At 67.8% G+C, this 16601-nt stretch carries 19 protein-coding genes; 12 read left to right on the top strand and 7 right to left on the bottom strand.

Annotated features, from left to right (window positions below; all coding sequences use genetic code 11):
• Positions 1-44: 44 nt before the first annotated feature.
• The gene (locus tag AC3A6R_RS06785) at positions 45-749 is read left to right on the top strand and encodes an aspartate/glutamate racemase family protein (protein WP_487864073.1); all 705 of its coding nucleotides are present in this window, start codon (positions 45-47) and stop codon (positions 747-749) included.
• On the opposite strand, the gene AC3A6R_RS06780 is transcribed toward AC3A6R_RS06785, so the two are convergent.
• Entirely contained in the window at positions 746-1672 is a 927-nt protein-coding gene (locus AC3A6R_RS06780) for an alpha/beta fold hydrolase (protein WP_487864072.1), read from the bottom strand. The two genes, AC3A6R_RS06785 and AC3A6R_RS06780, sit on opposite strands and share 4 nt — an antisense overlap.
• A gap of 64 nt (positions 1673-1736) precedes the next feature.
• Here AC3A6R_RS06780 and AC3A6R_RS06775 point away from each other — a divergent pair, with 64 nt between their 5' ends.
• The 4 genes from AC3A6R_RS06775 to AC3A6R_RS06760 all read left to right on the top strand — a co-directional run bounded on the left by AC3A6R_RS06775 (position 1737) and on the right by AC3A6R_RS06760 (position 4384).
• Positions 1737-2798: an aldo/keto reductase gene (locus tag AC3A6R_RS06775; protein WP_487864071.1), complete on the top strand. Its 1062-nt coding sequence runs from the start codon at positions 1737-1739 to the stop codon at positions 2796-2798.
• A complete protein-coding gene (locus AC3A6R_RS06770; protein ID WP_487858273.1) occupies positions 2799-3293 on the top strand; it encodes an aminoacyl-tRNA deacylase in 495 nt (164 codons plus the stop codon). It abuts the gene before it with no gap.
• A 64-nt stretch (positions 3294-3357) separates the two neighbouring features.
• Entirely contained in the window at positions 3358-3993 is a 636-nt protein-coding gene (gene plsY, locus AC3A6R_RS06765; protein WP_487864070.1) for a glycerol-3-phosphate 1-O-acyltransferase PlsY, read from the top strand.
• Positions 3994-4027: 34 nt separating this feature from the next.
• Positions 4028-4384 (top strand): RidA family protein, encoded by a 357-nt coding sequence (locus AC3A6R_RS06760; RefSeq protein ID WP_487858271.1) that lies wholly within the window; start codon positions 4028-4030, stop codon positions 4382-4384.
• A gap of 6 nt (positions 4385-4390) precedes the next feature.
• On the opposite strand, the gene AC3A6R_RS06755 is transcribed toward AC3A6R_RS06760, so the two are convergent.
• Together AC3A6R_RS06755 and AC3A6R_RS06750 are read right to left on the bottom strand one after the other, a co-directional pair.
• A complete protein-coding gene (locus AC3A6R_RS06755; RefSeq protein ID WP_487858270.1) occupies positions 4391-5038 on the bottom strand; it encodes a retropepsin-like aspartic protease family protein in 648 nt (215 codons plus the stop codon).
• An 11-nt stretch (positions 5039-5049) separates the two neighbouring features.
• Positions 5050-5535, bottom strand: a complete 486-nt coding sequence (locus AC3A6R_RS06750) for a YajQ family cyclic di-GMP-binding protein (protein ID WP_487864069.1) — start codon at positions 5533-5535, stop codon at positions 5050-5052.
• Between the two features lie 43 nt (positions 5536-5578).
• On the opposite strand from AC3A6R_RS06750, the gene murB reads away from it, so the two are divergent.
• Positions 5579-6631 carry a UDP-N-acetylmuramate dehydrogenase gene (murB, locus tag AC3A6R_RS06745; RefSeq protein ID WP_487864068.1) on the top strand — a complete coding sequence of 351 codons (1053 nt, stop codon included), beginning with the start codon at positions 5579-5581 and terminating at the stop codon, positions 6629-6631.
• Between the two features lie 30 nt (positions 6632-6661).
• On the opposite strand, the gene argG is transcribed toward murB, so the two are convergent.
• From argG to AC3A6R_RS06725, 4 genes are all read right to left on the bottom strand, one after another.
• Positions 6662-8002, bottom strand: a complete 1341-nt coding sequence (argG, locus tag AC3A6R_RS06740; RefSeq protein WP_487858267.1) for an argininosuccinate synthase — start codon at positions 8000-8002, stop codon at positions 6662-6664.
• Positions 8003-8022: 20 nt separating this feature from the next.
• Positions 8023-8349, bottom strand: coding sequence for a pyrimidine/purine nucleoside phosphorylase (gene ppnP / locus AC3A6R_RS06735; protein ID WP_487864067.1), 327 nt, complete (start codon positions 8347-8349; stop codon positions 8023-8025).
• Positions 8350-8477: 128 nt separating this feature from the next.
• Complete coding sequence (locus tag AC3A6R_RS06730; RefSeq protein WP_487864066.1) at positions 8478-9125, bottom strand: hypothetical protein; 648 nt, start codon at positions 9123-9125, stop codon at positions 8478-8480.
• Positions 9126-9181: 56 nt separating this feature from the next.
• Entirely contained in the window at positions 9182-9538 is a 357-nt protein-coding gene (locus AC3A6R_RS06725) for an ArsC family reductase (protein ID WP_487858264.1), read from the bottom strand.
• Between the two features lie 80 nt (positions 9539-9618).
• Between AC3A6R_RS06725 and folC the strand changes: the two genes are divergently transcribed.
• The 6 genes from folC (at position 9619) to gltX (ending at position 16558) form a co-directional block, all read left to right on the top strand.
• Positions 9619-10926: a bifunctional tetrahydrofolate synthase/dihydrofolate synthase gene (gene folC / locus AC3A6R_RS06720; protein ID WP_487864065.1), complete on the top strand. Its 1308-nt coding sequence runs from the start codon at positions 9619-9621 to the stop codon at positions 10924-10926.
• Between the two features lie 71 nt (positions 10927-10997).
• Positions 10998-11867, top strand: coding sequence for an SPOR domain-containing protein (locus tag AC3A6R_RS06715; protein WP_487864064.1), 870 nt, complete (start codon positions 10998-11000; stop codon positions 11865-11867).
• Between the two features lie 18 nt (positions 11868-11885).
• A complete protein-coding gene (locus AC3A6R_RS06710) occupies positions 11886-12371 on the top strand; it encodes a CvpA family protein (RefSeq protein ID WP_487858261.1) in 486 nt (161 codons plus the stop codon).
• Positions 12372-12383: 12 nt separating this feature from the next.
• Positions 12384-13910, top strand: a complete 1527-nt coding sequence (gene purF, locus AC3A6R_RS06705) for an amidophosphoribosyltransferase (RefSeq protein WP_487858260.1) — start codon at positions 12384-12386, stop codon at positions 13908-13910.
• Between the two features lie 9 nt (positions 13911-13919).
• A complete protein-coding gene (locus AC3A6R_RS06700) occupies positions 13920-15167 on the top strand; it encodes an O-succinylhomoserine sulfhydrylase (RefSeq protein ID WP_487864063.1) in 1248 nt (415 codons plus the stop codon).
• Positions 15164-16558 (top strand): glutamate--tRNA ligase, encoded by a 1395-nt coding sequence (gltX, locus tag AC3A6R_RS06695; protein ID WP_487864062.1) that lies wholly within the window; start codon positions 15164-15166, stop codon positions 16556-16558. The genes AC3A6R_RS06700 and gltX overlap by 4 nt, the downstream gene beginning before the upstream one ends.
• Positions 16559-16601 lie beyond the last annotated feature (43 nt).

Here is a 16601-nt window from a genome sequence, read left to right as displayed (position 1 = left end):
GGCAGGGTTGCCGCCGCCGCGGCGCCGCTTGTAGGATGGCGCGAATGACCCAGCACATCGGAATCGTCGGCTGCTCCGCCGAGGGCGCTGCACTCTGCTACCAGACCATCTGCGTCGAAGGCGCGGCGCTCTTCGGGCCGCATGCGCATCCCGAAGTCTCGATGCACACGCCGTCGCTCGCGGACTACATGGCGCACATCTACCGCGGCGACTGGCGCGGCGTGGGCGAGGTGATGCTCGCCTCCGCCGACAAGCTCGCCAAGTCGGGCGCCGACTTCCTGGTCTGCCCGGACAACACGATCCACCAGGCGCTGCCGTTCATCGAGGCGCGCTCGCCGCTGCCATGGCTGCACATCGCGGGCTGCGTGGCCGACGAGGCTGCGCGGCGCGGCTTTCGGCGCCTGGCCCTGACGGGCACGCGCTGGCTCGTCGAAAGCGATGTCTACCTCGACAAGCTTTCGGCCGTGGGCCTCGCATGCGTGCGGCCCGCCGCCGAAGAGCGCGAGGAGATCAACCGCATCATCATGGACGAACTGGTCTGCGGCGTCTTCAAGCCCGAGGCGATCGTGACCTTCCGGCGCGTGATCCAGCGCATGCGCGAGCACGACGGTTGCGACGCGGTGATCCTCGGCTGCACCGAGATCCCGCTGATCATGAACGACGTGAACTCGCCACTGCCGACGCTCGATTCGACGCGGCTGCTGGCGCGCGCGGCGCTGCGGCGGGCGGCGGCGAAGCGGGAAGGCTAGGCGAGGAAATCCTCGATCAGTTGCGCCACGCGCTCCGGCTGGTCGTGGTGCAGCATGTGACCCGACGCTTCGAGCCGCTCGATCCGCACTGAGGGCACGGATTTCAGCCGCTCGTGGAATTCGTCGAGCGTGTAGCGGTTTTTCCACCAGCCCTCGAGGCTGTCGTCGGCGGCCTCGACCATCAGCGTGGGCGCCGCGATACGCGCATAGAGCGCGAGCGTCTCGTCGACGCGGAAGATGTTCGCATTGACGATCTTGTGCGCCGCCTCGCCGAGGATCTGCCAGCGCTCGCTGCCGTCGGGCTCCTTGCGCGCGGCCGACCAGTGGCCTGCGAGCCACTGGGCCTTGTCGGGCGACAGGCGCGGGTTCGTCTTCATGAGGCGGCGCGCCACGCCGTCCACCGCGGAATAGGTCGACAGGTCCATCTCGCCGCGGTGCAGGCGCTTGAGTTCGTCGATCCATTTCCCGTAACGCTCTGGCGCTTCGTCGGGCCGGCGCGCCGGCATCCCGAAGCCTTCGAGGTTGACGAGGCGGCGGATGCGCTCGGGCCGGGTGCCCGCATAGTGCATGGCGACGTTGCCGCCCATGCTGTGGCCGACAAGATCGACCGGGCGCGCCGCGTCGCCTTCGCCCGCGTAATGGTCGAGCAGCCATTCGAGGTCGGCCAGGTAGTCGGGCAGCCAGTAGTTGTCGACGCCGCCGCCATCGGTCAGCCCGAAGCCGCGCCAGTCGGGCGCGACGATGAAGCGCTCCTCGGCCATGGCGTCGACGACGAACTGCCACGAAGCCGCCACGTCCATCCAGCCATGCACCAGCACGAGCGGCGGGCGTTCGGCCGAGGGGCGGCCCCAGGTGCGCACGTGGTACTGGAGGTTGCGCACGGGGACGAATTCGCTGCGCGAGGGGCGGAGGGCTTGGTACATGGGCGCCGATGATACGAAGTGCAGCCGACCGGCAGAGTCCGGCAGACGACAGTAAAGTTCGCGCATGCAAAAAATCCAACTCGGTCAGAGCGACCTTCATGTCACGCCGATCTGCCTCGGCACCATGACCTTCGGCGAGCAGGTCGACGAAGCCTCGGCCCACCAGATCCTGGACCGCGCCCTCGATCGCGGCGTCGACTTTCTCGACACGGCGGAGATGTATGCCGTGCCCACGCGCCGCGAGACCTACGGCGCCACCGAGACCATCATCGGCAACTGGTTCGCGGCCCACCCCGGCGTGCGGCAGCGCGTCGTGCTCGCCAGCAAGGTGGCGGGCCCGGCGCGCAACACGCCGTGGGTGCGCGAAGGCGAGGGCATGACCCCCGCCGACATCGTGGCCTCGTGCGACGCGAGCTTGAAGCGGCTGCGCACCGACGTGATCGATCTCTACCAGATCCATTGGCCCGAGCGCCACGTGCCGGCCTTCGGCAACCTCTACTACGACCCAGCGAGCGAGCGTTCGAAGACCCCGATCCTCGAGCAGCTCGAAGCCTTTGCCGGGCTGGTGAAGGCGGGCAAGGTGCGCGCGATCGGGCTCTCGAACGAGACGCCCTATGGCGTGCACGAGTTCGTGCGGCTCGCCGAACAGCATGGCCTTCCGCGCGTGGCCTCGGTGCAGAACATCTACAACCTGGCCGCCCGCTTCGCCGAGAACGGGCTCGACGAGACGATGCACCGGCTCGGCGTGTCGCTCCTGGCCTACTCGCCGCTGGCCTACGGCCTGTTGACGGGCAAGTACGACCAGAGCGGCATCGTCGGCCCCGAGGCGCCGCAGGAGGCGCGCATCACGCGCTACGAATCGGTGCGCAAGCTGCGCTGGGGCCGGCCCGAGGCGCTCGCGGCCGCGCGGCGCTACAACCAGCTCGCGCGCGACAACGGCCTCACGCCGGTGCAGCTCGCGCTGGGTTTCTGCCGCGCCAAGTGGCAGGTGGCGAGCACCATCATCGGCGTGCGCACGCTGGCCCAACTCGACGAGGACATCGACGCCTGGGGCACCGAGCTGCCGGCCGGACTGCTGGCCGAGATCGACCGCATCCGCTGGGAAATGCGCGACCCGGCCAACTAGATGCCGAAGAAGAGCGCCCACGTCTCGGAAACGCCGGCCACCCAGCTGCTGCGTGCCGCGAAGGTTGAGTTCACCGAGCATCCCTACGCGTACCAGGAACACGGCGGCGCCCAGCGCGGCGCCGAGATGCTCGGACTCGACCCGTTCATGGTCATCAAGACGCTGGTGATGCAGGACCAGGACGCGAAGCCGCTGATCGTGCTGATGCATGGCAACCGCACCGTCTCGACCAAGAACCTCGCGCGCCAGATCGGTGCCAAGTCGGTCGAGCCCTGCACGCCCGAGGTTGCGCAGCGCCACAGCGGCTACATGGTGGGCGGCACCTCGCCGTTCGGCACGCGGCGCGAGATGCCGGTCTACATCGAGTCGAGCATCCTGGGGCTGCCGCGCATCGTGCTCAACGGCGGCCGGCGCGGCTACCTGATCGGGATCGACCCGCAGGTGTGCGTGCGGCTGCTCGGCGCCAAGCCGGTGGAATGCGCGCTGGCAGAATAGCCAGCCCGCCTGCATGCTGCCGGCCACCAGAACGAAAAGAAATCCATCCCACGTGGAGCGCGCCTTGAGCCTCGACCTGCCTTCCCTCGCCGCCATCGTCATCTCGTACCTGATCGGCTCGCTGTCCTTCGCCGTCATCGTGAGCAAGGCGCTCGGCATGGCCGATCCGCGCAGCTACGGCAGCAAGAACCCGGGCGCCACCAACGTGCTGCGCTCGGGCAACAAGGGCGCGGCGCTCGCCACGCTGCTGCTCGATGCGGTGAAGGGCTGGCTGCCGGTATTCGCGATCCGGCATTTCGGCGCGCAGTGGGGGCTTGGCGAGGGCGTGGCTGCGCTAGCGGGCCTGGCGGCGTTCCTCGGGCACCTGTATCCGGTGTTCTTCGGCTTCCAGGGCGGCAAGGGCGTGGCCACCGCCGCGGGTGTGCTGGTGGGCATTGCGCCCTGGCTCGGGCTCGCCACCGGCGCCACCTGGCTGATCATTGCGGTATTTTTCCGCTATTCGTCGCTGTCTTCGCTGGTGGCGGCCTTCTTTGCGCCGGCGTATTACCTGCTGGGGGGCAATATCGCCTGGACGCTCGACCGCACGGTGCTGATCGCGCTCGTCGTGATGAGCCTGCTGCTGATATGGCGGCACCGCGAGAACATCCGCCGGCTCGCGGCCGGCACCGAGTCGAAGCTCGGTGCGAAGAAAAAAGCTTGAGCAACCAACGAAACCAACAAGGACAGAAACGACCATGGCTTCCATCACCCGCTTCCACGTCGGCCCGCGCCTTTCCGAGACGGCTGTGCACAACGGCACCATCTACCTCGCGGGCCAGGTGCCCGACGACACCACGCAGGACATCCGCGGCCAGACCGCGCAGGTGCTGGCGATGGTCGACCGCCTGCTGGCCGAGGCCGGCAGCGACAAGTCGCGCATCCTCATGACGCAGATCTTCCTGGCCGACATCGGCGACATCACGGCGATGAACGAGGTCTGGGACGCCTGGATTCCCGCCGGCAACACCCCGCCGCGCGCGACCGTGCAGGCCAAGATGGCCAACGCAGCCTACAAGATCGAGATCGTCGTCACCGCCGCTGCAGCAGCCTGAGGGGCGTCAGTACCGCTTCTCGAGGACCATCTGGTCGGCGTCGCGGCGCATCGAGAAACGATTGATGAAGCTGTTGCCCAACAGCACGAAGGGCATCGGCTGCGGTGACACCACGGCCTCGATGTCGTAGACCTCGACATCGCCCACGCGCACCGATTGGAGCCGCAGCCTGTGGCCGGTCGAGACGCCGTTCGCCGTGCTGATCTGGATGCGCTGCGCCTTGCTGTAGTCCAGGCCGATGCGCTTGGCGTCGTCGGCCGACAGCGCGATCGAAGTCGCGCCGGTGTCGAGCATGAAGGTGACGGTGCGCCCGTTGATGGCGCCCTGTGTCATGAAATGGCCCCGGCTGTCGGCCGGCAGCACGATGCGGCTACCGCCGCCATTGCCCCCACCGCCGCCGCCGATGCTCACGGGCGTGTCCATGCGCAAGCTGACGCGCTTGCCCTCGAGCTCGACCACCGCCTGCTCGGCCTGCAGTGAGACCAGCTTCACGCCCTGGAAGGTCTCGCCGACCGCCACGGTCTTGGGCGGCGCACCGTTCACGATCAGGATCGCGCGGCTGCCGATGGTGCCGGTCAACATGACCGAACTGGCCGCCTGCACGCCGGCTGCAGCGCACAGCAGCAGCGCTGCTGCGACGACGAGGGAGCGCATGCGAGGCTCGGTCAGTCGCGGAAGTTGTCGAAGCTCAGCGGCATGTCGGGCACCTCTTTCTTGATGAGCGCCATCGCCGCCTGCAGGTCGTCGCGCTTGGCGCCGGTGATGCGCACCGCATCGCCCTGGATCGCGGCCTGCACCTTGAGCTTGCTGTCCTTGACGATGCGGGTGATCTTCTTGGCCTGCTCGCTCTCGATGCCGCTCTTGATCTTGATGACCTGCTTGACCTTGTCGCCGCCCATCTTCTGGACGTCGCCCTTGTCGAGGAAGCGCACATCGACGCTGCGCTTGGTGAGCTTGCTGCGCAGGATGTCCTCCACCTGCACGAGCTGGAACTCGGCATCGCCGATCATGGTGATTTCCTTGTCCTTGAGCTCGACGGCGGCGGCCGTGCCCTTGAAATCGAAGCGGGTCGCGATTTCCTTGGCGGTGTTCTCGACCGCGTTCTTCACTTCGGGCAGGTTGGGTTCGCAGACGGTGTCGAAAGACGGCATGGACTCTCCTGATTCACGGGTAGCTGGATGCGACAATTCTCCCATGATCGTGGAGAACAACGTCCCGCTGCAGCCCTACAACAGCTTCGGCATTGCCGCGCGCGCGCAGCACCTGGCGCGCATCGCGAGCGAATCGGACGTGGCCGCGCTGCTGGCCGACCCCCGGTGGCGCGATGCGCCACGCTTCGTGCTCGGCGGCGGCAGCAACATCGTGATCACCGGCGACGTGAAGCCGCTGGTGCTGAAGGTCGAAATCAAGGGGCTGCGCCTGGTCGAAGAGACGCCGCGCGCCTGGATCGTGGAGGCGGGGGCGGGCGAAACCTGGCACGAGGCAGTGCAGTGGATGCTCGCGCGCGGCTTTCCGGGGCTCGAGAACCTGGCGCTCATCCCGGGCACCGTGGGCGGCGCGCCGGTGCAGAACATCGGCGCCTACGGCGTCGAGCTGCAGGACCGCTTCGATTCGCTCGACGCCATCGACCTGGACACGGGCCGCAGCTTCACGCTCGATGCCGCGCAGTGCGCCTTCGGCTACCGCGATTCGGTGTTCAAGCACGTGCCCGCCGGGCCGACCGACTTCGGGCTCTCCGGCCGGGCGCTGATCACGCGCGTGCGCTTTCGCCTGCCGCGGCCATGGAAGGCGGTGGCGGGCTACCTCGACCTCGAGCGCAAGATGGAGGAAACGGGCAATTTCACGCCCAGCCCCACCGATGTCTTCGACTGGATCTGCGCCATCCGCCGCGCCAAGCTGCCCGACTGGCGCGTGCTCGGCAATGCGGGCAGCTTCTTCAAGAACCCGACGGTCACGCCCGAGCAGTGCGCCGACATCATCGCGCGCGACCCCAAGATCGTGCACTACCCGATGGACGACGGCACCATCAAGCTCGCGGCCGGGTGGCTCATCGACGCCTGCGGCTGGAAGGGCAAGTCGGTCGGCAATGCCGGCGTCTACGAGAGGCAGGCGCTGGTGCTGGTGAACCGCGGCGGCCTCGAGAACCCGGTTACGGGCGGCGAAGTCATGACCCTGGCAAAGGCCATCCAGACCAGCGTGTACGAGCGCTTCGGCATCCGGCTGGAGCCGGAGCCGGTGGTGGTCTGAGCGGCGCCGCCTTGGTGCGCCACTCGTGCTTTATTTGCCTTCGTCGTCGTTCGCGAGCTTCGGCAGCGAAGCGCCCTGGCTCGCCGACAGCAGGCCCGTGCGCGTGTAGATCGCGAGCTTCTCGCGCGTGTCGACGATGTCGAGGTTGCGCATGGTCAGCTGGCCGATGCGGTCGAGCGGCGTGAAGGCGCCTTCGACCTTTTCCATGCTCAGGCGCTCGGGCTTGTAGGTGAGGTTGGGCGACTCGGTGTTGAGGATCGAGTAGTCGTTGCCGCGGCGCAGCTCGACCGTGACCTCGCCGGTGATCGCGCGCGCCACCCAGCGTTGCGCCGTCTCGCGCAGCATGATCGCCTGCGGGTCGAACCAGCGGCCCTGGTAGAGCAGGCGGCCGAGCTTGCGGCCATGGTCGCGGTACTGCTCGATCGTGTCCTCGTTGTGGATGCCGGTCACGAGGCGCTCGTAGGCGATGAACAGCAGCGCGAGGCCGGGCGCCTCGTAGATGCCGCGGCTCTTGGCCTCGATGATGCGGTTCTCGATCTGGTCGCTCATGCCCAGGCCGTGGCGCCCGCCGATGCGATTGGCTTCGAGGATCAGGTCGACCAGGTTCGGGTAGGCCACGCCGTTCAGCGCCACGGGCACGCCCTCTTCGAAGCGCACCGACACCGTCTCGCGCTTGACCTCGACTTCGTCCTTCCAGAACGCCACGCCCATGATCGGCTGCACGATCTGCATGCCGCTGTTCAGGTGCTCGAGGTCCTTGGCTTCGTGGGTGGCGCCCAGCATGTTGGAGTCGGTCGAGTAGGCCTTCTCGGACGACATCTTGTAGGCGAAGCCGGCCTTCTGCATGAATGCCGACATCTCGGCGCGGCCGCCGAGCTCGTCGATGAAGACCTGGTCGAGCCACGGCTTGTAGATCTTGAGGCTCGGGTTGGTGAGCAGGCCGTAGCGGTAGAAGCGCTCGATGTCATTGCCCTTGTAGGTGCTGCCGTCGCCCCAGATGTGGACGTCGTCTTCCTTCATGGCCGACACCAGCATCGTGCCCGTGACGGCGCGGCCCAGCGGCGTGGTGTTGAAGTAGGTGACGCCCGCGGTGGTCACGTGGAAAGCGCCGGCCTGCAGTGCGGCGATGCCCTCATTGGCGAGCTGCACGCGGCAGTCGATCAGGCGCGCATTCTCGGCGCCGTAGAGCATGGCCTTGCGCGGGATCTCGTCGTAGTCGGGCTCGTCGGGCTGGCCGAGGTTGGCGGTGTAGGCGTAGGGGATCGCGCCCTTGTTGCGCATCCAGTGCAGCGCCGCGCTGGTGTCCAGGCCGCCCGAAAAGGCGATGCCGACTTTCTGGCCGGCGGGTACGTTCTGAAGAATGGTCGACATGTGGGTGTCCGTCTCTCGGTTCAGCCGAAGTGGCAGATGTAGCTGTAGGGCTCGCCAGTGACGCGGATCTGGAAGCTCGAGTTGCCGGGGATGCTGAACTTCTGGCCCGGGCCCGAAGCGATCCATTCGGTGGTGCCTGCCAACTGGTATTCGCAGCTGCCGGAAGTGCCTTCCATGATCTCGGCCGCGCCGGTGTTGAAGGTGAGGGTGGCGGGCAGGATCACGCCGACCGACTTTTGGGTGCCGTCCGCGAGCGTGAGGCTGTGGCTCACGCACTTGCCGTCGAAATACACATTGGCCTTGGTGGCCACTGCGGCGCTGTTGAGAGTGTCGGTAGTCGTCGTCATTGGATGGCGCCGGCGCAGGGGCGGTCGGCGTGGGGTCGAAGACGCGCCGCTGCGGCAGCGCACCCCCGGGGGTTGGAAAGTCCCCGATTTTAGGGCTTGCCCGGCGCCGACCCGCGCGGGCCGGGCGCTCAGCGCCAGTGCCGATGGCGCCAGCCGCCGCGGTGGCCGCCCCAGCCGCGCGAATAGCCGAAATTCAGCGAAAGGCCGACCGGCGGGTAGGCATAGGGCTGCACGTAGGGCTGTGCATACGGGTAGGCGTAGGCGGGTTGCACGTAGACCGGCGGGGCGTAGACCGGTGGCGCATAGACCGGAGCGGGCCGCGAGTACACGGGGGCGGGGGCCGGCGCATTGGAGACCACCACGCCGGGCTCGGGCACCACGTTGTCCCAGCGCGAGCCGTCGGCCCGGCGGTCCTGCGGCTCGTATTGCGGCTCGTACTGCTGGCTGTGGCCGGGGCTGTTGCCGGCTTCGACCGGGTAGGCTTGCAGCTGCGGTTGCGGCGCGACCGGCAAGGTGGTGACGCCATAGGCGTTGGCCTGGACCGGGATCGTGGCACCGGGCTGGCTGTCGGTGCGCGTGGTGTACTGGCGCCCGTTGTATTCGTAGGTGACGTTGTAGCTCACGTCGCTGCCGGTGGTCTCGCGGATCGGCGTGGCGGAAATCACGCGCGCCTGCACCACCTGCTGCTGTTGTTGCGCGTGCACCGCACCGGCCCCCAGGGCCAGCATGCCGAGCACCGAAACGCCCGCGAGGCTTCGAAAAACGTATCTGTTCATGGTGTTCTCTCCTGCAGATCGGGTTGGAGGGCGGCGGTGGGGCGGGGTTCCCGGGTTTACGCGGCGTTCACAGCAGCCCAGGCTGCGGCGTCGAACCCCGTGGTAACGCCGTGTCGGCCGCCCCAGTTGACCACGGGCCGCTTGATCAGGCTCGGGTTGGCCAGCAGCACCGCGCGTGCCGATGCGGCATCGACCACCGCATTGCGCGTGGCGTCGTCTAGCTTGCGCCAGGTGGTGCCGCGGCGATTGACCAGGGCTTCCCAGCCGGGGCTCTGGAGCCATTGGTCGAGTTCGGCCTCGGGCACGCCCTGTTTCTTGAAATCGTGGAAGGTGTAGGCGATGCCGTTGTCAGCGAGCCAGGTGCGGGCACGCTTGACGGTGTCGCAGTTCGGAATGCCGTAGAGGATGGTCATGCCCGCGATGATGCCGCGAAAGCGCGGCCGCGGTCGGCCGAGAAGACCCGGCCGCCCGCGCCTTTACCGGGTCGGCGACAATGCCGGCCTCCATGCAAACCCTCGAAGACTGGCTCGCGCGCGCCGAGCAACTCCATCCGAAGAACATCGAGCTCGGACTCGACCGTGCCAAGGAAATGGCCACCCGCCTGGGCCTGCGCTTCGACTGCCCGGTCATCACCGTGGCCGGCACCAATGGCAAGGGCTCGACCTGCGCCATGCTCGAATCGATCCTCAGGCATGCGGGCTACCGCACGGCGGTGTTCACCTCGCCGCACCTGGTGCGGTTCGAGGAACGGCTGCGGCTCGCGGGCGAAGCCGTCGATGCTTCCAAACTGATAGCAAACTTCGAGGCCGTCGAGGCGGCGCGGGGCGACATGGCCCTGACCTACTTCGAATTCACCACGCTCGGCATCCTGCGCTGCATGGCCGAGGAAAAGCCCGACGTCGCGATCCTCGAAGTGGGGCTCGGCGGCCGGCTCGACGCGGTCAACATCATCGACACCGACTGCGCGGTCATCACCAGCATCGACCTCGACCACATGGACTACCTCGGCCCCGACCGGGAGCGCATCGGTTTCGAGAAGGCCGGCATCATGCGCGCGGGCAAGCCCGCGATCGTGAGCGACCCGGTGCCGCCGCAGAGCGTGATCGACCACGCGAGCGCGGTCGGTGCACAACTGTGGCGCTTCGGGCACGACTTCAACGTCTCGGGCGACAAGCAGCAGTGGGGCTGGTCGGGCCGCGGCCGGCGCTACAGCGGGCTGGCCTATCCGGCGCTGCGCGGCGCCAACCAACTGCTCAATGCGGCGGGCGTGCTGGCGGCGCTCGAGGCGCTCAGGCCGCTCTTGCCGATCACGGCGCAGGCGGTTCGCAGCGGGCTCGCGATGGTTGAGCTGCCGGGACGCTTCCAGATCGTTCCGGGCGAACCGGCGCTGGTGCTCGACGTGGCGCACAACGCGCATGCCGTCGCAGCGCTGGCCGAGAACCTCGACGCGATGGGCTTCTATCCCACCACGCATGGCGTGTTCGGCGTGATGGCCGACAAGGACCTCGCACCCATCCTTGCGCGCATCGGGCCGCTGATCGACCGCTGGTATTTCACCGACCTGCCGACGCCGCGCGCCGCCAAGGCGGACGACCTGCTCGCGCGCTGGCAGGCGCAGAACACGCGCGCCGACGCCTCCGGCAGCGTGCACGCGGGGCCCATGGAGGCGCTGCGCGCGGCCATCGAGCAGGCCGACCCCGCTGATAGAATCGTGGTCTTCGGATCGTTCTTCACCGTGGGTGGCGTGCTCCAAAACGGCACCCCGCGGCTGCAGGCCAAACACCTGCTGCCCGGCGGCTGAAACGCTACAGCTCTGCTCCACGTCCGCACCATCCGGCATCACCCCGCTGCACTCCTCAGGGATCGAACTTCATGGCGTTTTTCAAGTTCCGCACGCGCGGCCCACAAGGCAACGAAGGGCGCAGCGCTCCGGCTGCAGCGCCTGCGGAAAGTGTCGAATCCATGCGTCGCCGCGCGCGGCATCGGCTCGTGGGCGCGGCGGTGCTGGTGCTGGTCGGTGTGATCGGGTTCCCGTTGCTGTTCGATACCCAGCCGCGTCCGGTCGCGGTCGACATCCCGATCGAGATTCCCGACCGCAACAAGGTCAAGCCGCTGCCGGTGCCTGCCGCCCCGGCCGCCAACACCAGCGGTGCGGGCGAGGGCGGCAGCCCGCGCGTCGCATCTGCGCCTGCGGCCGGCGGCATCATCACCGAGACGGCCGACGGGACCGTCATCGATCCGGGCAAGCCCGCTGCGAGCGCACCACCCACGCCGCCCGCTGCCGCCAATCCGGAACCGAAGCCCGAACCCAAACCCGAGCCGAAGCCCGAACCCAAGCCAGAGCCGAAGCCCGAACCCAAGCCAGAGCCGAAACCGGAACCCAAGCCGGAACCCAAGCCGGAGCCGAAGCCCGCCAAGCCGACCGCGGCCGAGGAGGCTGCCCGGGCGCGCGCCTTGCTCGAAGGCAAGCCCGCCGCCACGGCCGCCAAGCCGGCGGCAGCCGCCGACGATGCCGGCCGCTTCGTGGTGCAGGTGGGCGCATTCGCCGAGGCCGACAAAGCCCGCGACGTGCGGCAGAAGCTCGAGAAGGCAGGCCTCAAGACCTATGTGAGCGTGGCCAAGACCTCGGGCGGCGAGCGCACGCGCGTGCGCGTCGGTCCCTTTGCCTCGCGCGCAGAGGCCACCCGTGCGGCGGAGCGCGTCAAGGCCTTGTCTTTGCCGGCCGCCATCCTCACGTTGTAGAAGCCACAGTCCGCCACCGTGGCCTTGCTCGACTGGATCGCCGTCACGTTCGTCGTCGTGTCGATGTTGTTTGGCCTGGTGCGTGGCCTGGTGTTCGAGGTGATTTCGCTGGCGGGCTGGGTGGCCGCATTCATCGTCGCCCAGTGGCTGGCCTCCGATGTGGCGGCGTGGCTGCCGTTCGGCGACCCGCAGGCGACCTGGCGCTATCCGCTGGCGTTCGTGCTGGTGTTCGTGGCGGTGGCATTCGGCGTCGGGCTCGTGGCGGCGCTGACGCGAAAGTTGATTGCGGCGGTCGGGCTGCGGCCTGTGGACCGCATTCTGGGTGGGGCTTTCGGTGCGGCGCGCGGCGTGGTGGCCTTGCTCGTGCTGGCGGTCACTGTTCATTTGCTGGCGTTGAGCGACAGTGCCTGGTGGCGCGACTCGCTGAGCGCCAATGTTCTCGATGCGGCATTGCAGGGCCTGAAACCCGCGCTGCCTGAAAAGTTGGCAAGCTACCTGCCCTGAGAGGAATCGTTCATGTGTGGAATCGTCGGCGTTGTCAGCAACGCACCCGTCAACCAGCTGCTCTATGACGCCTTGCTGCTGCTGCAGCACCGCGGCCAGGACGCGGCCGGCATCGTCACCCTGCTCGAACGCAAGTTCTTCATGCACAAGGCCAAGGGCATGGTGCGCGACGTGTTCCGCACGCGCAACATGCGCGCGCTGCCGGGCGCGGTGGGCCTGGGCCAGGTGCGTTACCCGACCGCGGGCAATGCCTACAGCGAGGAAGAGGCCCAGCCCTTCTACGTGAATGCGCCGTTCGGCATCGTGCTGGTGCACAACGGCAACCTCACCAACGCCCACGCGCTGCGTGCGGAGCTGTTCTCGACCGACCACCGCCACACCAACACCGAGAGCGACTCCGAGGTGCTGCTCAACGTGCTGGCGCACGAACTCGAGCGCGCCTCGCGCGGCGTGCCGCTGAATCCGGCCGAAGTCTTCGCCGCGGTCAAGAACATGCACAAGCGCCTGCGCGGCTCGTACGCGGTGGTGTCGCTGATCGCAGGCCATGGCCTGCTCGCGTTCCGTGATCCGTACGGCATTCGTCCGCTCAGCATGGGCCGCAGCGCCGACGGCACCGTGATGGTGGCGAGCGAATCGGTCGCGCTCGAAGGTTCGGGCCACACGTTCGAGCGCAATATCGCGCCGGGCGAAGCCGTGTTCATCGACCTGCAGGGCAACGTGCACTCGATGCAGTGCGCCGAGGCGCCCACGCTCAACCCCTGCATCTTCGAGTTCGTGTACCTCGCACGGCCCGACTCGGTGCTCGACGGCATCTCGGTCTACCAGGCGCGCCTCAACCTCGGCGAGACGCTGGCCAAGCGCGTGGTGTCCACCGTGCCGCCGAACCAGATCGACGTGATCATCCCGATTCCGGAATCGAGCCGCCCGAGCGCCACGCAGCTCGCGCACCTGCTCGGCATTCCGTACCGCGAAGGCTTCGTGAAGAACCGCTACGTGGGCCGCACCTTCATCATGCCGGGGCAGGGCGTGCGCAAGAAGTCGGTGCGCCAGAAGCTCAACGTGATCGCGAGCGAGTTCAAGGGCCGCAACGTGCTGCTCGTCGACGACTCGATCGTGCGCGGCACCACGAGCCGCGAGATCGTGCAGATGGCACGCGACGCCGGCGCGCGCAAGGTCTACCTCGCCAGCGCCGCGCCGCCGGTGCGCTACCCCAACGTCTACGGCATCGACATGCCGACCAAGGACGAGCTCGTGGCGCACGACCGCACGGTCGAGGAGATCCGCGAGCTGATCGGCTGCGACGCGTTGATCTACCAGGACGTCGACGCGATGAAGCGCGCGGTCATGAAGGGTTCGCCGGGCACTGCCGGTTCGCCGGGCGTCGCGCTCGACGGCTTCGATGCCTCGTGCTTCGATGGCGTGTACGTGACGGGCGACATCGACACCGATGCCATCACGCGCATGAACGGCAACCGCCCACGCATCGAAGAGACCGAAGAAGATTCGTCGCGTCTCGCGCTTCCCAATCACAGCGAGTGAGGGCGTGAAATGACCGATGAGCGCCTCCTTCCGCCCGGGCTGCATCCCGACACGCTCGCGCTGCGCACCGGCCTGGCGCCGAGCCAGTACGGCGAGCATTCCGATGCGCTGTTCCTGACGAGCGGCTTCCTGCAGCCCGACGCCGAGACCTCCGCGCGCCGCTTTGCCGGCACGGAGCCCGGCTTCACGTATTCGCGCACGTCGAATCCCACGGTGACGAGCTTCGAGCGGCGCATCGCGGCCCTCGAGGGCACCGAGGCGGCCATCGGCGCATCCACCGGCATGGGCGCCATTCTCATGATGTGCATGGGCCTGCTCAAGGCTGGCGATCACGTCATCTGCTCACGCTCGGTGTTCGGCTCCACGCTGAACCTGTTCGGCAAGGAGTTTGCCAAGTTCGGCGTCGAGACCACCTTCGTCTCGCAGAGCGACGTGGCGGAATGGCGCGCGGCCCTGAAGCCGACCACCAAGCTCCTTTTCGCCGAGACCCCCACCAATCCATTGACCGAGGTCTGCGACATCCGCGCGCTGGCCGACGTGGCGCATGCCGCGGGGGCGCTGCTCGCGGTCGACAACTGTTTCTGTACGCCGATCCTCCAGCGACCGGCATCGCTCGGCGCCGACCTCATCATCCATTCGGGCACCAAGCACCTCGACGGCCAGGGCCGCGTGATGGCCGGCGCGATCTGCGGGCCGTCGAAGCTCATCGACGACGTATTCGGGCCTGTGGTGCGCACCGCCGGCATGGCGCTTGCGCCGTTCAACGCGTGGGTCGTTCTCAAGGGCATCGAGACGCTCGGCATCCGCATGAAGGCGCACTGCGCCAACGCGCTCGACGTGGCGCAGTGGCTCGAAAAGCAGCCCGGTGTTGCGCGCGTGTATTACCCGGGCCTTGCATCGCACCCGCAGCACGAACTCGCGATGCGTCAGCAGTCGGGGCTCGGCGGCGCGGTGGTGTCGTTCGACGTGGTCGGCGACACGCCCGAGACCGCGCGCGCCAATGCATTCCACGTGATGAACAGCACGCGCGTGGTGAGCCTCGCCACCAACCTCGGCGACGTGAAAACCATCGTCACCCATCCGGGGACCACCTCGCACGGACGCCTCACCGAAGTGCAGCGCCAGGCCGCCGGCATCGGTCAGGGCCTGATCCGCGTCGCCGTCGGTCTCGAGCACGTCGAGGACATCAAGGCCGACCTGGCACGCGGCCTCGGCACCCTGACGGGTTTCGCATCACCCACAACAACAACGACATGACCGGCAAAGTTCGCACCCGCATCGCTCCGTCGCCCACGGGCTTTCTTCACCTGGGCACCGCCCGCACGGCGCTCTATTCGTGGGCCTATGCGCGCCACCATGGCGGCGAGTTCGTGCTGCGCATCGAGGACACCGACGTGGCCCGCTCCACGCAGGATTCCACCGACCAGATCCTCGCGTCGATGCACTGGCTCGGCCTCGATTACGACGAGGGTCCGATCTACCAGATGCAGCGCCTCGAGCGCTACCGCGAAGTCGTCGCGCAGATGCTCGCGGCCGGCACGGCCTACCACTGCTACTGCACGCCGGCCGAGCTCGACGAGATGCGCGAGGCGCAGCGCGCGCGCGGCGAGAAGACCCTGTACGACCGGCGCTGGCGCCCGGAGCCCGGCAAGGTGCTGCCGCCCGTGCCCGAAGGCGTGCCGCCGGTGGTGCGCTTCTGCAACCCGCCCGAAGGCGACGTGCGCTGGAACGACCTCGTCAAGGGCGAGATCACCATCAACAACCGCGAGATCGACGACCTCATCATCCTGCGGCCCGACGGTGTGCCCACCTACAACTTCGCCGTGGTGGTCGACGACTGGGACATGGCCATCACGCATGTGTTCCGCGGCGACGAGCACATCAACAACACGCCGTGGCAGATCAACATCTTCCGCGCGCTCGGCGCACCGCTGCCGCAGTTCGGCCACGTGCCCGTGATCCTCGGCGACGACGGCCAGAAGCTCTCGAAGCGCCGCGGCGCGGTGAGCGTCACCGCCTACGAAGACAACGGCTACCTGCCCGAAGCCATGCTCAACTATCTGGCGCGCCTTGGCTGGAGCCATGGCGACGACGAGCTGTTCACGCGCGAGCAGATGGTGAGCTGGTTCGACGGCTCGCACCTCTCGAAGAGCCCGGCGCAGTGGGACGCGGCCAAGCTCGCCTGGGTGAATGCGCAATACATCAAGGCCAAGCCCGACGACGCGCTGGCGCCGCTGGTGGCCGCTCAACTGAAGAGCAAGCGTGGCATCGAAGCCGACGAGCGGCTCGTCGCCATCTGCGCGCTCTTCAAGGACCGCTGCGAAACCACCGTCGCGCTGGCCGACTGGGCCGCGGCCTTCTATGCCGACGTGGCACCGAGCGACGCCGACCGTGCGCAGCACGTGACTGACGCGGTGAAGCCCGCGCTCGCCACGTTGGCGGATAAGCTCGCAGCGCTCGCCACGTGGGACAAGGCGGCGATCGCCGCGGCGATCAAGGAAACCCTGGCCGCGCATTCGCTCAAGATGCCTGTGTTGGCGATGCCGGTGCGCGTTCTCGTGATGGGCACACCGCAGACGCCGTCGCTCGATGCAGTGCTCGCCATCTTTTCTCAAGAAAAAGTGATCGAGCGTTTGAAAGCGCCGTAAAACTCGGTCTATAATCTGAGGCTCGACAGCGACAACAAGGCAG

The sequence above is a fragment of the Variovorax sp. Soil_C_19 genome, assembly GCF_057657255.1.
This window is presented reverse-complemented; position numbering and strand designations above follow the sequence as displayed.

What these genes read in the sequence shown, in the direction of transcription:
- AC3A6R_RS06750 (WP_487864069.1), bottom strand. Translation starts at nt 5,535, where the DNA reads ATGCCGTCTTTCGACACCGTCTGCGAACCCAACCTGCCCGAAGTGAAG.
- murB (WP_487864068.1), top strand. Translation starts at nt 5,579, where the DNA reads ATGATCGTGGAGAACAACGTCCCGCTGCAGCCCTACAACAGCTTCGGC.
- purF (WP_487858260.1), top strand. Translation starts at nt 12,384, where the DNA reads ATGTGTGGAATCGTCGGCGTTGTCAGCAACGCACCCGTCAACCAGCTG.
- AC3A6R_RS06700 (WP_487864063.1), top strand. Translation starts at nt 13,920, where the DNA reads ATGACCGATGAGCGCCTCCTTCCGCCCGGGCTGCATCCCGACACGCTC.
- AC3A6R_RS06715 (WP_487864064.1), top strand. Translation starts at nt 10,998, where the DNA reads ATGGCGTTTTTCAAGTTCCGCACGCGCGGCCCACAAGGCAACGAAGGG.
- argG (WP_487858267.1), bottom strand. Translation starts at nt 8,002, where the DNA reads ATGTCGACCATTCTTCAGAACGTACCCGCCGGCCAGAAAGTCGGCATC.
- AC3A6R_RS06760 (WP_487858271.1), top strand. Translation starts at nt 4,028, where the DNA reads ATGGCTTCCATCACCCGCTTCCACGTCGGCCCGCGCCTTTCCGAGACG.
- AC3A6R_RS06780 (WP_487864072.1), bottom strand. Translation starts at nt 1,672, where the DNA reads ATGTACCAAGCCCTCCGCCCCTCGCGCAGCGAATTCGTCCCCGTGCGC.
- AC3A6R_RS06730 (WP_487864066.1), bottom strand. Translation starts at nt 9,125, where the DNA reads ATGAACAGATACGTTTTTCGAAGCCTCGCGGGCGTTTCGGTGCTCGGC.
- AC3A6R_RS06725 (WP_487858264.1), bottom strand. Translation starts at nt 9,538, where the DNA reads ATGACCATCCTCTACGGCATTCCGAACTGCGACACCGTCAAGCGTGCC.
- AC3A6R_RS06785 (WP_487864073.1), top strand. Translation starts at nt 45, where the DNA reads ATGACCCAGCACATCGGAATCGTCGGCTGCTCCGCCGAGGGCGCTGCA.
- ppnP (WP_487864067.1), bottom strand. Translation starts at nt 8,349, where the DNA reads ATGACGACGACTACCGACACTCTCAACAGCGCCGCAGTGGCCACCAAG.
- AC3A6R_RS06755 (WP_487858270.1), bottom strand. Translation starts at nt 5,038, where the DNA reads ATGCGCTCCCTCGTCGTCGCAGCAGCGCTGCTGCTGTGCGCTGCAGCC.
- AC3A6R_RS06770 (WP_487858273.1), top strand. Translation starts at nt 2,799, where the DNA reads ATGCCGAAGAAGAGCGCCCACGTCTCGGAAACGCCGGCCACCCAGCTG.
- folC (WP_487864065.1), top strand. Translation starts at nt 9,619, where the DNA reads ATGCCGGCCTCCATGCAAACCCTCGAAGACTGGCTCGCGCGCGCCGAG.
- AC3A6R_RS06775 (WP_487864071.1), top strand. Translation starts at nt 1,737, where the DNA reads ATGCAAAAAATCCAACTCGGTCAGAGCGACCTTCATGTCACGCCGATC.
- gltX (WP_487864062.1), top strand. Translation starts at nt 15,164, where the DNA reads ATGACCGGCAAAGTTCGCACCCGCATCGCTCCGTCGCCCACGGGCTTT.